Genomic DNA, 11,604 nt, shown 5'->3' with positions numbered 1-11,604 from the left:
AGCTACAGGCTCGCGAATACCGTCGATATCTACAGGAGGAGCGGCGATAAAGGCGATGATGAAGCAGGTGGTGGCGGTGAGCAGGGTGGGGATCATGATGACACCGAACCAACCGATGTATAAACGGTTGTTGGTGCTGGTGATCCACTGGCAGAACTGCTCCCACAGGGAAGCGCTCTCGCGCTGTTGTAGAGTGGTAGTCATGGTTGGATAATTTCTGTATGTATTAGGTTGTCAAGGTTCGTCGTTTGACATGAGTTAATACTATCGGCTTTTTATAGTTATGTAAAGGGGTTTTAAGAAATGTTTTTTTTATCAATGTCATAACTTTTACTTATATAATTGATGTTCAGGTAAACTAGAAGCAGACAAATTCTGCAAAAATAAGCAATGATACCCGAAATTACCGCAAAACTATTGGAAGCGAAGAAAGAAAAAGGCCTCAGTTTCGCTGACCTAGAAGCGATTCTAGGGAGAGATGAGGTGTGGATTGCTGCTGTTTTTTACCGGCAAGCGAGCGCCTCCCCAGAGGAAGCAACGAAAATTGTGGCAGCCTTGGGACTGGGAACCGAAATCATCCCATCCTTAACCGAGTATCCTGTCAAGGGATTGGGTCCGGTTGTCCCCACCGACCCCCTGATTTATCGTTTCTACGAGATCATGCAGGTGTATGGAATGCCACTAAAATCGGTGATTCATGAAAAATTCGGCGATGGTATTATGAGTGCGATCGATTTTACCCTCGACGTGGATAAGGAGGAAGACCCTAAAGGCGATCGCGTTAAAATTACCATGTCGGGTAAGTTTTTATCCTATAAGAAGTGGTGAGTCCGGCCAAAGTCAACGGTAAGGAATATAAATTCCTTGCCGCTCTTGCTATTTTTCTTAACAAAACTTAACAATTGACGGCAAAATTTTGCTTGCTTTTTTTTGCAGATTTTGAGAAAATATTTTTAAAAGAATTTACTAACAATTGGAATATAAGCAGCTTCTTATAAACACAACAGTCCCATTGTAAGAACATCATAACCCAAGCCGCCGCAAAAGTCAAGGGATCACTCCTAATTCAGTGGTCAGTAAACAGTAATCAGTAACCAGTGAAAAGACAGTAGGAAACTGGCATTTTCAGTGATCAGTAAACAGTAATCAGTGAAAAGACAGTAGGATGAGGCTCACTTAATACATACTGCTCAAAACTCAAATCTGATAACTGATAACTGATAACTGATAACTGATAACTGATAACTGTCTAACCTAAATCTCGGTCTTTAGTGACGGTAATTTCCTTAGATAAATGTCGATACCAAGTAAAATAGAGACCGATAGAAAGCAAAAGAAAAACCAAAGCCAAAATCTTCAAACTTTGCCACTGCTTGATGATTAAAACAATCCCCATCATAAACAGGACTAATTGCCAAGGAACGGTGAGAAAAGCGGCGATGATATCCCGTTGATTTTCCGCTTTAATTTTTGCCTGTAGGTTAGGTTTAACACTGTGACGTACTTCTCCCCAAAAGCCAAAAGGTCGGGTAACATTATAGAAATTTTCCATAACTAAACTATCGGTGGGAGGAGTCAACAAAGTAGCGAGAATACAGCCAGCTAAAGCGAACAAACTCGGCACAAGAAAGAGAATAAGTTCCTGATATTGACTGTGACGAAAGAAAGGTAAAATTATCGCTTGTGAGGCAATAGCCGCAATCATTCCCGCTAAAGTTCCCACAGCAAAACCATAACCATTAAAGCGCCACCAATACCAACGTAATAGGAGAGGAACTGCTAATCCCACCCCTAATCCCGTGGTTAACCAACCCCAAATATCATTGACATTTTGGATATTAAAACTCAAAACTAAGCCAATTACTACCACAAAAATCGAGGCCAAACGACCTTGAAAAACTAACTCCTGTTCTCCCGCATTTGGTTTCAAAAAAGCTTGATAGATATCTTTGACCCAATAGGCAGCACTAGCGTTAATAACTGCGTTAAAAGTGGACATAGCCGCCGCTAAAAAAGCAGCAATTAATAACCCTTTCATCCCCACGGGAATGTATTGAGTAATCACCGTGGCCAGAATTCTTTCTGGGTCTGTAATCGTGCCTTCGGTTAAACCATAGTGAATGCCTAAAACCGCAAAAGCTGTGACTAGAGGCCAACGGAAAGAAAGCAGAACAATCCAGAATAAAGATAATAAACCGGCATCTCGATCGCTTTTGGCGGCTAGGTATCGTTGTAACATATAACCACCGCTGCCGCTGCAACCCTCGATGATGGTTTTAACTAAATAAAAGAAAATCACCCCACCAAACAAATTAAAGATGGCATAATCTCCGGGTAAATCCAAAGTCATCGAAGGGAAAATACTAGACCAGTCGCTTAAATTCCAAGTTTTTGGCTCTGCTGCCCCCGGAATTGCTACCGTGAAACTATCGGGAAGATTGACAGTAAAAAAGGCTACTGCCGATACATAAATTACCGCCACAAAAATCAGAAATCCTTGAAATAAATCGGTAATTACCCCACCATAAAAACCACTGGCCACCGTATAAATTAAGGTTAAAAGAATTAATATCACCGAAGCAAGACGATCATCCATACCCAAAAACTGCCCTAAAAATTTCCCCCCCGCAACGGAGAAATAACTCATCGTACCGATAGAGAATAAGAGAATGGCGATGGCGCTAATAATTCGGGCAAAATTCCCCTGTTTTCCCGGTCCGAAGCGAAACTGCATCCATTCCGCCATGGTCATAACTTGGGCGCGACGATTCCATTTGCCCATAAAAGCCATGAGAAAGGCCATAATTAGGACAACACCGCCGCGGATTTCGATAAATAGTCCTTTGGGGCCGACGGCGTAAATAAGGGCAGAAATGACCATAGTTCCCGCTAAATCGGTGTTAGCTGCCATTCCCGACACCCCTAACATCCACCAAGGCAAATTGCGATTACCTAAAAAGTAGGATTCTAGACCTTGAGAAGCTTTTTTCTCGGCGATAATCCCGATTATTAGGGTTCCTGCTAGATAAAGCAGCACAATTACATAATCAATTAACTGCATAGTTGAGATCAATTTAACTTTCGATCGTTATAGCATCAATTGACTACGATTTCTGGCTAACGGTTTCTTTTTCTAAGATTTGCACCCGTTGCTCTAGCTTTTTTAAATCTTCCTTTAGTTCAATTACTAAAGTGGCTAAACGCTGGAACAGTGGGTCACTTTCCCCGACTACTTCCCCATTTACTATACCCGTTCCCGATCGCCGTTGGGGAATGGGAGCGGCATTTTCCCCGCGGATGGTTATTCCTCGGACTTGACTTTCAAGGCGCTCGACTCGATTGCGGAGACTAATTAAATCCGATCTTACCGCCGTATCCGATTGTGCTTTGCTGGCATTAACAAAACTCAGTATTAGCAAAAGGGAGATAATCAGCGTTAAAAAGCCAGAAAAAGAGATTTTAGCTATTTTCATCGATTTTACCCCCTATCTATCCTACCCAACTTAATGTTAAGAAACGTGGCTAAATCTAAAGCTTGATTGCAATTCCGCCCCCGGGTGATTAGTTGCTCAAAAGAGGATGATAAGGTAAAAAACACGATTTTGTCGAAATTTGGCCTTATCTCTATGTATAAAAACTCAGATAAAGATTTTCTCGGAGCGGCAATCACAGCCGGTTTAGGTGCGGGAATCGTCACTTCCTTTGCTGTCAATCAAGGACAAGACATCGGTACAGCTTTAGCAATTACCGCTTTAGCGGCTGTTTGCGGTGTTATCTGCCGTCATTTTGACCTAATGTGATGCAATCTTCCTCACACCTCCAATTCTGCCGAAAAATCCCGTTTTTTCTCGTATTGATAGGGACCGAGCAGAGCACCCCAAATTCCCTTACCAGTGCCGGGATCTAGGCCTTTATCGTAGGTTTTTAGGCTATGACTCGTCACCTCGAAACCTAAAGCCACCTGATAGGTTGTACCCTCATAGGTGAATTGACAGCGCTGTTCCGGTTGCGGTTGGGCGATAAACTGGTATTGATGATCAGCGAGAGTATGGACTTGAACCGCTAAAGTGCAAGTAGGCAGGAAAGTTAGGTCTTCTAAGCTAATTTTTCGCAAAATATCGGGATTTTTGCCCGCACCTTGCACGGATTTCAGGTCATTAAACATATAGTGCCTAACCTCTAACCCTCCCGATTCCGAGCGCGTTAATCGCCACAGTCGCGGTCGGTAGGGTTGGTCTAAATTGATGATACTGGCCTGTTCGGCAAAAAGAGCGATGCTGTCTTCTCGAAATAAAGGCAGCGGACGCAACCATAAACGCAGGTGAACGTACCACACCGGTTCTGCTTGCGCTTGCCGTTGATTTTCAAATTCACCCGCGAGATACCGACCAAAAGTGATTAATTCAGGGGTCATAGCTCAAAAAACTCTCCTTATTGCCTCAAAATTAATCCTAAAACCCATAGAAATCACTTTTTTGACAAAAATGACCTTCAAGCTACCAAAACCCGCTTAAACCCAGCTATTCCTCCTTTAGTGTACCAATATTCCCAGCGACCGCCAGTAGCACTAGACCAATCCTTGAGGTCAAATTTACCGCTGCCGGAGGGAGTTCCTGCGATGCGATAGACTTTCACCGCTTGACCGTTATTATTCCAGATTAAAGGCCGATCCGGCTCCATCTGTTCGGGTAGAGTCCCGTTAGTTTGCAGAAAATAGGCATCTTGTCCTTTATCGGTGCCGTTGCCATAGACTTTGGCCATACCATGCTCATCGATCGCCAGAAAAGCACCTTCTTCTAAACCGATAGCGTAGGCGGGCAGTTGATTGTGATTATCGTGTACATTGCGGGCTAAAAAACCAAAAAGGCGACCATATCTTGTTTCGGGATGATCTTGATTGAGTCGATCCAAATGGGTATCTGTCACCACTTTTTTGAGAAAAGGAACCCGAATAAAATCACTCCGATAGAAGTCTTTGGTGTTGAAGTGAAAGGGATTATTTAATATTTCTGAACTCAGTACTCCTTCGTGAGTAGGCGCATAGTAAAAATCCCCCAGAATAGCCATTCCTGCGCTGGTTCCCGCCACGGGAACTTTTTTGTCGTTGATTAGATAATTGATCGCTGTTTCCACCTTTGTGCTTTCCCACAAATCCTCGTACTGATTTTGATCACCACCGGCAAAAAAAAGGATATCGGCATTACGAATATATTCGATAACATCAGGATGATTCGCCCCTTCACGACTATCAATTGATAGTTCCGCTGCCGAGCCGATCAGGGAGGGATAATTGTCGCAAATCCAATCGGCTTGACCGCCAAGATCGCCAAAGCGCAACACTAAGTAATTGCCGCCTTTAGCTCGATTTAATAACCATTTTGTCGCCTGATCTTCTCCTAACTTACCTCCTTCCGCTCCCCCGATTAATAAAATACCAGATCGATGTTTTACAGACTGAAAATTGGCTTTTCCACAACGACAAGAATAATGGAAATCTCGATCATGATTGTTTGGCATAGTCTTATACCCTCTCCCCTTAGCTTACTCCTTCTATCCTAGCTTTAACTAGGACAAAATCAGAGTTTTATACCATAAAAGTTAACAACAAAACCTCTCTATGGCTGAAATCGGTACCAGCAAAACTCCCTAGTTTACATTTTGTTAAAAATCGTCCTATAATAATTCAAGGCTAGAAACTGGCAATTATTACTGTTAAAGTTGAGAATCGGCGGGCGATATGTTAAATAGACGTTCTTTTTTGCAAGGATTAGGTACAATCGCCTTAGCGGGGGGGTTAAATGGCTGCGCTTCCGGAAGCGGCGATCCGAGCATTTTTCTCCTGTCCGGTTCAATTCCGCCGCGATTGCTAACAGATTTTCAGAAAACTATTGCCGAAAAAAAAGTCAATTTTCAGTCGGAAAGGCAGCTGAAAGAGCTATTAGAATTGTTGGAAAAATGGTTAAAAAATCAGGGGCAACCAACCTCACAATTTTCGATTCCTATCCCTTTTAGGGAACAAAACCCAGCGATAGGTAATTTAGTCACCCTAGGGGATGCTTGGCTAGGAAAAGCGATTAGCAACGGTTTAATTCAACCCCTAGATACTTCTCAACTCTCTAATTGGTCAAAACTGCCCCCACGTTGGCAAGAAAATATGACTCGCAATGCCCAAGGACAACTGCAAACAGAGGGGAAAGTCTGGGGTGCGCCCTACCGTTGGGGAATGACAGTAATTGCCTATAATGAGGAAAAATTCGCTCAATTTGACTGGCGACCACAGGATTGGTCCGATCTATGGCGACCGGAATTAACCGGTAAAATTGCCCTAATTGATAATCGTCGGGAAGTCATCGGTTTAACCCTAAAAAAATTGGGTTATTCTTATAATTCCAGTGATTTAAAACAAGTGACGACACTAAAAGACCAGCTATTCGCCTTACAAAAACAGGTAAGATTTTATAGTTCTCAATATTATTTACAACCCCTGATACTCGGTGATGTCTGGCTGTCTGTGGGTTGGTCTAATGATATTTTACCAGTGAGCGATCGCTATAATAAAATTAAAGTTGTTGTCCCCAAATCCGGCACTTCTCTCTGGTCAGATGTCTGGGTAAAACCAGTTTTAACTACTCCTAATTCTCTTGTGGAGCAATGGATTGATTTTTGTTGGCAACCAGAATCCGCCAATAAAATTTCTTTATTTACCTCTGGATTATCACCCCTAGTTCTCACTGAAAATCCCGACCAAATTCCCTCAGATATTAAAAATAATCCTTTACTTGTCAATCCAGAAGCGATCAAAAAAAGCGATTTTTTAAACCCTTTATCGCCAGCAACCGAGCAAGAATACGAGCAATTGTGGCAAGCAATGCGACAGTTAGTATAGTCATACTAACTTCGTTGAGTACAGGCTACTTATGAGGACAGGCAACAGGCAACAGGCAACAGGAGGAATAAATAATCAGTCTTTAATAACTGGATTTGGTATCAGGAGACAATAGACAGAATTCTGCGAGAATATTGAGGTAAAAAATACATTTACCTAACTGATTCTAACTGATAACTGATAACTGATAACTGATAACTGCTCACTGCTCACTGATAACTGATAACTGATTAAGCGGTTTGACTTTGGGTTTCTTGGGCGAGAAAAGTAAGGATAGAAGCTTTCTCAATTAATCCCAAAACCGTGCCGTTTTCTTCTACCACTGTCACTTGAGATAAATTTTCTCCTTCCAAAATTTTTACCACATCTAGGAGGGAAGTATTAGACAAAACCAGTTTGAGACTTTCGCTAGTTTGTAATAACCGGCCGATATTTACCTGGGTCCATTGGGAAGTGGGAATCGTTTTTAGCTCCTCTACATTAATCACCCCTAATAGTTTACCTTCGCTATCGGTAACTAGGAATTTAGACCATTGTTGTTTACCGATAACATAATTATTAGCAAACTTGCGCAGGGTTAAATTAATCGGAACTACAGGACTATTAGGAGAGATAACATCTTTAGCACTGTAGCGACTTAGGAAATCTTGAACCTTAGCTGATTGAGCGGAAAAGCCAGCATTTTGTAGGAGGAAAATGCCAATTAATAGCGTCCAAAAACTGCCAAATTGAGTGATTCCTAGAATTGATAGCGCACCGATGACAATCGCTAACCAACCAAAAAATTGACCGAAACGACTAGCGAATAAAACCCCTTTATTAGGATTGCCCGTTACTTGCCAAACGATAGCTTTAAGGATATTACCACCATCTAAAGGTAAACCGGGGATCAGGTTAAATAAACCCAAAGCGAGGTTGATATAGGCAAGCAGAGAAAGAATCGCCGCCATGGGCGCATTTAAACTAATATTGAGACGAATAATTAGGAAAATACTGAAGAGCAGTAAACTAACTAAAGGGCCAGCAATTGCCACTAGAAAAGCTTCTAGAGGAGTCTTCGATTCTCTGCCGAGAGTTGCCAAACCACCGAATAAAAATAGGGTAATTGATTTAACTTCAATACCTTGGGCGATGGCAACAAAACTATGACCTAATTCATGGGCAACCACGGAAGCAAATAGGAGAATAGCGGCAAAAAATCCCAAGAGCCAGGGCATAATTCCCGTCAACTGGGGAAACTGACTTAAATCTCGCCCATAGGTTAAGGTAATTAACCCCAGAACAAAGAACCAAGAAGGATTAATATAAAAGGGAATTCCAAAGAGATTCCCGACTCTAATGTTGCCATTCATTTTGTATCTTCTCCAATTATGGGGGACTAACGCCAAGAAAATTAGGTTATCAACTGCGCCATTCACTTCTGTTAAAAATTGTAACAAAAATGAAAATCTCCCCAGCATTCCTTCAGGGAGTAAAAACCGTCATCACTGTTGTTCGGTTATTTTCGTAGGAGAATTAAATCAATGATTAATTATTTACGGGGACAAGCGATCGAGGTGATCAAAACCCCTAATAACCGACTGATCTTGATTTTAGACGTAAACCAGATCGGTTACGAAATCCAAATTCCCTCGCGATTAGCCCTAGACATCGGCAAAGATAACAATGATAGTCGTCAGATTTTTACTCACCTACTCCTTCGCGAGGAGCAGCCTTTATTGTACGGTTTCGGCACCGCTCCAGAGCGAGATTTGTTTCGTCAACTGCTTTCCGTCAATGGGGTTGGGGCGCAATTAGCCCTAGCTTTAATCGATACCTTGGGGATTGAGGAACTTGTGGTGGCGATAGTGACAGGAAATACCAAAATTTTGAGCAAAACCCCCGGAGTTGGCTTAAAAACAGCAGAAAGAATCGCTTTAGAGTTAAAAACTAAATTGGCAGCATGGCGACAGCTAAAAGAGGCGACAACGACAACCACGGCAATATTACCAGCAGCGGAAATCCTCGAAGATGTGCAGATGACCCTTTTAGCTTTAGGATACAGCCAAGAGGAGATCGATCGAGCTATGGCAGTCCTCAGTCAAGATGCTTTATTTAGTAAAAATACTCAGCCAGAAGACTGGATTAAAGGGGCAATTAATTGGCTAGGTTAAATCAGTCGTCAGGAGTCAGGAGATAGGAGTCGATAGATAGGGTGATGGGGTGATAGGGATTTAGGGGTTTAGGGAAATTTCAGCCAAATGCTTCACTTCCCCACTTCCCCACTCCGGTGCTCCCTTCTTAGGGCAAATGTTAAAAAGTATTACGAAAATAGTGAGAAGGTGAACCAGATGCCGCAAAATAGTTGCGTTAGGTCGCTCTAGCTAGGGAAGTCTTGAGACGCTGAGGCGGAAACGAGATAACTTAAGCGTAGTGACCACAACTGCTATAAAATGTCAGATTAAGTTTATTAATCTCACTTAGTTGGGAGGAATCCATCAATGAGTATCGTCACGAAATCGATCGTGAATGCTGATGCTGAAGCTCGTTACCTCAGCCCCGGCGAACTAGACAGAATTAAAGCCTTCGTTACCAGTGGTGCCGCTCGTTTACGCATCGCTGAAACCCTGACTGGCGCTCGCGAAACCATCGTTAAACAAGCTGGCGATCGCTTATTCCAAAAACGTCCTGACATCGTTTCCCCCGGTGGCAACGCTTACGGCGAAGAAATGACCGCCACCTGTCTGCGTGACATGGACTACTACCTACGTTTAATCACCTACGGAGTAGTTGCTGGTGATGTCACCCCGATTGAAGAAATCGGTTTAGTCGGTGTGCGTGAAATGTACAAATCTTTAGGAACCGACATCGGTGCCGTAGCTCAAAGCGTTCGCGAAATGAAAGAAGTTGCTACTGGTCTTATGTCTTCTGACGATGCTTCTGAAGCTTCTTCCTACTTCGATTACGTGATCGGCTCTATGTCGTAGAACAACTCCTTTGTGAATTGTTCTAGACACACCCCCCGTAAACCTCTTAAGATTAAGCAAAACCCAAGGAAGAACCACCATGCAAGACGCAATTACTTCTGTTATCAACTCTTCTGACGTTCAAGGCAAATACCTTGACTCTAATGCTCTCGGCAAACTGAAAAGCTATTTCGCCACCGGTGAACTGCGCGTGCGTGCCGCTAGTGTCATTAGTGCCAACGCTGCCGGCATCGTTAAGGAAGCTGTGGCTAAGTCCCTGTTATACTCTGACGTAACCCGTCCCGGTGGCAATATGTACACCACCCGTCGTTACGCCGCTTGTATCCGTGACCTCGACTACTATCTCCGTTATGCTACCTACGCTATGTTAGCTGGAGATCCTTCTATCCTCGATGAGCGCGTTCTCAACGGCCTGAAAGAAACCTACAACTCTTTAGGTGTACCCATCTCCTCCACCGTTCAAGCTATCCAAGCGATGAAAGAAGTCACCGCTAGTTTAGTTGGTGCTGATGCGGGTAAAGAAATGGGGATTTACTTCGACTACATTAGCTCTGGCTTAAGCTAGAAATAACGAACTCGGACAAAATAGGTTCGGGAAGCCGAGGATGAGTGCTAGGTCTTTAAAGGCTGAATCTGTCCAAGATAGGTTTTGACGAGCTAGTATTGATCCTTGACTCCCGACCTTTGTTATTTTAGGAAAAAGCCTTCGTTAGTTTGAGCGACAAGTTTTTCAGCGATTAGGAGAAATCAATCCATGCGGATGTTCAAAATCACCGCTTGTGTTCCTAGCCAAAGCCGCATTCGGACACAACGGGAATTACAAAATACCTATTTCACCAAACTCGTTCCCTACGATAATTGGTTTCGTGAGCAACAACGCATCATGAAAATGGGCGGCAAAATTGTCAAAGTGCAGTTAGCTACCGGCAAACCGGGAACTAATACAGGTTTACTGTAATTGGCTGCCACTGGAACTTAAAAAAAAGAGGTCTGGAAAGACCTCTTTTTGCTTTAGGGATTTTTTTCAAACTGCAAAGCGGCAGAGTTGAGACAATAGCGTTTTCCCGTTGGAGGTGGACCATCGTTAAAAACGTGACCGAGATGTGCATCACAGGCGGCACAAACAATCTCTGTCCGCACCATGAAAAAGCTAATATCTCGTTCGTACTTAATATTAGTCTCGTTAGCAGCAGTCCAGAAACTCGGCCAACCAGTACCCGAATCATACTTGCTGTCAGAAGTAAATAACTCCGTACCACAGCAGACACATTTGTAAATACCTTTTTCCTTATTATCGTGATATTTACCCGTAAACGCCCGTTCTGTTCCCTTTTTGCGAGTAACTTGGAACTGTTCGGGAGTTAGCTGGGCCTGCCATTCCGCCTCGGTTTTACGAACTTTTTCTACCATAGTCAGGACAACCGCCATTATGATTAAACTTCCCTTTTTAGTCTAACCTGAGTTCGAGATCTAGGGTTTTTTCATAAACATGAAGTATGACCTGATTTAGCATCGGCCCCTGACGACGTACTCCCCAAAAGGAAAACTTGGTCAGGAAACCCTATAGACTTAGCATAACCCCAGCTTATCAATGATATAAGTAACAATATCGTCAAACCCCTTTACAAACCGTTACAAACTCTCTAAGATAGAAACATCATCAATCAATCGTACCTCGATAACTTAATAGGAATCATAAACCAATGACCACCACTCTACAACAGCGCGAGAGCGCTTCCCTGTGGGAGCAGT

The 11,604-nt window shown here is 43.0% G+C and carries 13 protein-coding genes and 1 pseudogene; 7 read left to right on the top strand and 7 right to left on the bottom strand.

The window, feature by feature from the left end:
- Positions 1–204: pseudogene (locus IM509_RS21530) on the bottom strand (photosystem II q(b) protein); the annotation flags it as partial.
- 186 nt (positions 205–390) lie between these two features.
- Here IM509_RS21530 and cynS point away from each other — a divergent pair.
- Positions 391–828 (top strand): cyanase, encoded by a 438-nt coding sequence (gene cynS, locus IM509_RS21525; RefSeq protein WP_004160562.1) that lies wholly within the window; start codon positions 391–393, stop codon positions 826–828.
- A gap of 421 nt (positions 829–1,249) precedes the next feature.
- Here cynS and IM509_RS21520 read toward each other — a convergent pair whose 3' ends face one another.
- Both IM509_RS21520 and IM509_RS21515 read right to left on the bottom strand, forming a co-directional pair.
- Positions 1,250–3,061, bottom strand: coding sequence for a sodium:solute symporter family protein (locus tag IM509_RS21520; protein ID WP_052275441.1), 1,812 nt, complete (start codon positions 3,059–3,061; stop codon positions 1,250–1,252).
- A 43-nt stretch (positions 3,062–3,104) separates the two neighbouring features.
- Positions 3,105–3,473, bottom strand: a complete 369-nt coding sequence (locus IM509_RS21515; protein ID WP_052275440.1) for a hypothetical protein — start codon at positions 3,471–3,473, stop codon at positions 3,105–3,107.
- Positions 3,474–3,626: 153 nt separating this feature from the next.
- Here IM509_RS21515 and IM509_RS21510 point away from each other — a divergent pair, with 153 nt between their 5' ends.
- On the top strand, positions 3,627–3,800 hold the full coding sequence (locus IM509_RS21510; RefSeq protein WP_167341530.1) for a hypothetical protein: 174 nt from the start codon (positions 3,627–3,629) through the stop codon (positions 3,798–3,800).
- 11 nt (positions 3,801–3,811) lie between these two features.
- Here IM509_RS21510 and IM509_RS21505 read toward each other — a convergent pair whose 3' ends face one another.
- Positions 3,812–4,414, bottom strand: a complete 603-nt coding sequence (locus IM509_RS21505) for a chromophore lyase CpcT/CpeT (RefSeq protein WP_052275439.1) — start codon at positions 4,412–4,414, stop codon at positions 3,812–3,814.
- 77 nt (positions 4,415–4,491) lie between these two features.
- Complete coding sequence (locus IM509_RS21500) at positions 4,492–5,517, bottom strand: cyanophycinase (protein ID WP_052275438.1); 1,026 nt, start codon at positions 5,515–5,517, stop codon at positions 4,492–4,494.
- A 220-nt stretch (positions 5,518–5,737) separates the two neighbouring features.
- Here IM509_RS21500 and IM509_RS21495 point away from each other — a divergent pair, with 220 nt between their 5' ends.
- On the top strand, positions 5,738–6,886 hold the full coding sequence (locus IM509_RS21495; RefSeq protein WP_052275437.1) for a substrate-binding domain-containing protein: 1,149 nt from the start codon (positions 5,738–5,740) through the stop codon (positions 6,884–6,886).
- A 230-nt stretch (positions 6,887–7,116) separates the two neighbouring features.
- Here IM509_RS21495 and IM509_RS21490 read toward each other — a convergent pair whose 3' ends face one another.
- Complete coding sequence (locus tag IM509_RS21490; RefSeq protein WP_369800425.1) at positions 7,117–8,238, bottom strand: site-2 protease family protein; 1,122 nt, start codon at positions 8,236–8,238, stop codon at positions 7,117–7,119.
- A gap of 171 nt (positions 8,239–8,409) precedes the next feature.
- Between IM509_RS21490 and ruvA the strand changes: the two genes are divergently transcribed.
- From ruvA to IM509_RS21470, 4 genes are all read left to right on the top strand, one after another.
- Positions 8,410–9,039 carry a Holliday junction branch migration protein RuvA gene (gene ruvA, locus IM509_RS21485; RefSeq protein ID WP_002764838.1) on the top strand — a complete coding sequence of 210 codons (630 nt, stop codon included), beginning with the start codon at positions 8,410–8,412 and terminating at the stop codon, positions 9,037–9,039.
- A 327-nt stretch (positions 9,040–9,366) separates the two neighbouring features.
- Positions 9,367–9,852: an allophycocyanin subunit alpha gene (gene apcA, locus IM509_RS21480; RefSeq protein ID WP_002744263.1), complete on the top strand. Its 486-nt coding sequence runs from the start codon at positions 9,367–9,369 to the stop codon at positions 9,850–9,852.
- Positions 9,853–9,931: 79 nt separating this feature from the next.
- A complete protein-coding gene (gene apcB / locus IM509_RS21475; RefSeq protein ID WP_002758327.1) occupies positions 9,932–10,417 on the top strand; it encodes an allophycocyanin subunit beta in 486 nt (161 codons plus the stop codon).
- A gap of 189 nt (positions 10,418–10,606) precedes the next feature.
- Entirely contained in the window at positions 10,607–10,810 is a 204-nt protein-coding gene (locus tag IM509_RS21470; protein WP_002739162.1) for a phycobilisome linker polypeptide, read from the top strand.
- 53 nt (positions 10,811–10,863) lie between these two features.
- On the opposite strand, the gene msrB is transcribed toward IM509_RS21470, so the two are convergent.
- Positions 10,864–11,280: a peptide-methionine (R)-S-oxide reductase MsrB gene (gene msrB / locus IM509_RS21465; RefSeq protein ID WP_002758329.1), complete on the bottom strand. Its 417-nt coding sequence runs from the start codon at positions 11,278–11,280 to the stop codon at positions 10,864–10,866.
- Positions 11,281–11,604: the final 324 nt, after the last annotated feature.

Source organism: Microcystis sp. M31BS1, from assembly GCF_020245285.1.
Lineage (GTDB): Bacteria > Cyanobacteriota > Cyanobacteriia > Cyanobacteriales > Microcystaceae > Microcystis > Microcystis panniformis.
This window is presented reverse-complemented; position numbering and strand designations above follow the sequence as displayed.

Excerpts from the sequence above, each read along its gene's own strand:
- cynS (WP_004160562.1), top strand. The coding sequence starts at position 391 with ATGATACCCGAAATTACCGCAAAACTATTGGAAGCGAAGAAAGAAAAA.
- IM509_RS21520 (WP_052275441.1), bottom strand. The coding sequence starts at position 3,061 with ATGCAGTTAATTGATTATGTAATTGTGCTGCTTTATCTAGCAGGAACC.
- IM509_RS21515 (WP_052275440.1), bottom strand. The coding sequence starts at position 3,473 with ATGAAAATAGCTAAAATCTCTTTTTCTGGCTTTTTAACGCTGATTATC.
- IM509_RS21510 (WP_167341530.1), top strand. The coding sequence starts at position 3,627 with ATGTATAAAAACTCAGATAAAGATTTTCTCGGAGCGGCAATCACAGCC.
- IM509_RS21505 (WP_052275439.1), bottom strand. The coding sequence starts at position 4,414 with ATGACCCCTGAATTAATCACTTTTGGTCGGTATCTCGCGGGTGAATTT.
- IM509_RS21500 (WP_052275438.1), bottom strand. The coding sequence starts at position 5,517 with ATGCCAAACAATCATGATCGAGATTTCCATTATTCTTGTCGTTGTGGA.
- IM509_RS21495 (WP_052275437.1), top strand. The coding sequence starts at position 5,738 with ATGTTAAATAGACGTTCTTTTTTGCAAGGATTAGGTACAATCGCCTTA.
- IM509_RS21490 (WP_369800425.1), bottom strand. The coding sequence starts at position 8,238 with ATGAATGGCAACATTAGAGTCGGGAATCTCTTTGGAATTCCCTTTTAT.
- ruvA (WP_002764838.1), top strand. The coding sequence starts at position 8,410 with ATGATTAATTATTTACGGGGACAAGCGATCGAGGTGATCAAAACCCCT.
- apcA (WP_002744263.1), top strand. The coding sequence starts at position 9,367 with ATGAGTATCGTCACGAAATCGATCGTGAATGCTGATGCTGAAGCTCGT.
- apcB (WP_002758327.1), top strand. The coding sequence starts at position 9,932 with ATGCAAGACGCAATTACTTCTGTTATCAACTCTTCTGACGTTCAAGGC.
- IM509_RS21470 (WP_002739162.1), top strand. The coding sequence starts at position 10,607 with ATGCGGATGTTCAAAATCACCGCTTGTGTTCCTAGCCAAAGCCGCATT.
- msrB (WP_002758329.1), bottom strand. The coding sequence starts at position 11,280 with ATGGCGGTTGTCCTGACTATGGTAGAAAAAGTTCGTAAAACCGAGGCG.